We start from the raw sequence: 2,157 nt of genomic DNA, 5'->3' as shown, positions 1-2,157 counted from the left end.
TCATATCTTCTGTGATGTCACCAGGGTTGATTTTAGCATCTAGAACATCTTGAGCCAAGCCCTTAAGAGCCTGCGTAATTTCAGCACGACCACCATAGTTAAGCGCAAAATTGAGAATCAAGCCTGTATTGTTCTTGGTCAACTCCTCTGCTTTTTTCAAAGATTCAAAAGTCGGCTTAGGCAGACGGTCTGTCTCCCCAATCATCTGAATCTTAACGTTATTTGCGTGCAATTCAGGGACGTAGTTGTCATAAAACTCAACGGGCAAGTTCATGATAAACTTGACTTCTTGATCTGGGCGTGTCCAATTCTCCGTTGAAAAGGCATAAACCGTGATGACCTTAACTCCCATCTTGTTAGCTGCCTTGGTCACCTTTTGGAGGGCTTCCATCCCCGCCTTATGACCAAAAACCCGTGGTTGCATCCGTTTTTTAGCCCAACGGCCATTCCCATCCATGATGATACCAATATGAGCAGGAACCTGTGTTGGAACCTCAACTTCTACAGCTTTATCTTTCTTAAAAAATCCAAACATGTTCTTATTCCTATTCAAAAATCTATCGTTTCATTATACCATATTTCCCCATTTTCTTCTATTGCTAAGTTATTAGCTCTCCGTACAGACAAAAAATAAGCCACCTGATTGGGCGACTTAATTTTATAGGGAGATTATTATGAAAAAGTTTTAGGAGTTTAAGTTAAGTTCCTCTTAACTTATGGACTTAGTATACCGTTCCTAACTTAAATTTTTCTTAAGTTTTTTGAAAAAGTCAGATTTTCCCATTTTTCTTGCCAATTTTTCTTGGACAAGCGTTCTTGATAGAGCTTCATTCGGTCTTCATTATCTAGGAAATGAGGAGTTGGGGATACGTGAAAGTTAAAAATATCCTCTAAACCATAAGGCGCAAAGAGCTCTAAAGTTGCGTCAGCATGCAAGCGAAGCCCTATCGCCGTACAGCGCTCGGGATATTTACTCATGGCATCACGAGAACTCGTGTAAGGCACAGTATGAGGACTGTGTAGATGCATATAGACCTGATTTTTCAACTCCCACTGATACTGAGGATAATCTTCTCTTAGCTTTTTCTCTAGGGATACTGTTTCCTCATAAGAAACATCTGGATCAAAGAAAATCACATCCACATCTGTTTCACGGTCAAAAGGCGATTTGTCTGACAAGAGATTCCAGATGAAATTCCTGACAGAACCTGCCGCCAACCACGAGTCTTTCAGACCAAGGTCACGAATGATGGTCAGAATGGTCATCATATCAGGATTTTCTCTGAAAGCATCTAGAATTTCTTGTTCATTTTTCATTGTATTCATACCCTAAATGTTCATAAGCCTTAGCAGTCGCTACCCGTCCAGAACGAGTTCGCATGATAAAACCTTTCTGGATGAGGTAAGGTTCGTACATATCTTCGACCGTCTCACGCTCCTCGGCAATATTAACAGAAAGAGTTCCTAGACCGACCGGACCACCACCATACATCTCAATCATGGTACGAAGAATTTTCTGGTCCACATAGTCTAACCCCTCATGGTCTACATCCAGCATGGTCAAAGCTTTATCGGTAATAACATCATCGATTAATCCATCCCCCATAATCTGGGCAAAATCGCGCACGCGCTTAAGGAGACGATTGGCGATACGAGGAGTTCCCCGACTACGCAAGGCCAGCTCAGCAGCTGCCTCGTGGGTGATTTCCATCTCAAAGATATCTGCCGTCCGCTCAACAATCTCTGTCAAGTCAGCGGGGACATAGTATTCCATATGGCCTGTAATCCCGAAACGTGCTCTCAAAGGATTAGAAAGCATACCCGCACGGGTCGTCGCACCAATCAAGGTAAAAGGTGGCAAGTCCAGATGAACACTGCGACTGCCTTCACCAGCTCCAATCATGATATCAATGTAGAAGTCCTCCATGGCACTATAAAGCACCTCTTCTACCGACATGGGCAAGCGATGAATCTCGTCGATAAAGAGGACATCTCCCGGCTCCAAATCATTCAAAATCGCTACCAAGTCACCTGCTTTTTCAATGACAGGACCAGACGTTTGCTTGAGGTTGACTCCCAGTTCATTGGCAATAACAAAGGCCATGGTTGTTTTCCCGAGACCTGGAGGACCAAATAAAAGAACATGGTCCAGTGCCT

Annotated in this window: 3 protein-coding genes; all 3 read right to left on the bottom strand. The window is 43.3% G+C overall.

From position 1 onward, the window contains the following. A partial coding sequence (gene uppS / locus GMD4S_RS08185; protein WP_000466708.1) for a polyprenyl diphosphate synthase occupies nucleotides 1-535 on the bottom strand: 535 nt, incomplete at its 3' end. A gap of 206 nt (nucleotides 536-741) precedes the next feature. Beyond that, complete coding sequence (locus GMD4S_RS08180) at nucleotides 742-1,326, bottom strand: nucleotidyltransferase family protein (RefSeq protein WP_025172968.1); 585 nt, start codon at nucleotides 1,324-1,326, stop codon at nucleotides 742-744. Continuing rightward, a partial coding sequence (gene ruvB / locus GMD4S_RS08175; protein ID WP_000629545.1) for a Holliday junction branch migration DNA helicase RuvB occupies nucleotides 1,307-2,157 on the bottom strand: 851 nt, incomplete at its 5' end. The genes GMD4S_RS08180 and ruvB, both read right to left, overlap by 20 nt.

It is taken from the genome of Streptococcus sp. GMD4S (assembly GCF_000296955.1).
The sequence above is the reverse complement of the archived record's forward strand: the minus strand, read 5'-3'. Positions and strand labels throughout refer to the sequence as shown.

Coding starts and splice junctions, on each gene's coding strand:
- GMD4S_RS08180 (WP_025172968.1), bottom strand. CDS start 1,326: ATGAATACAATGAAAAATGAACAAGAAATTCTAGATGCTTTCAGAGAA.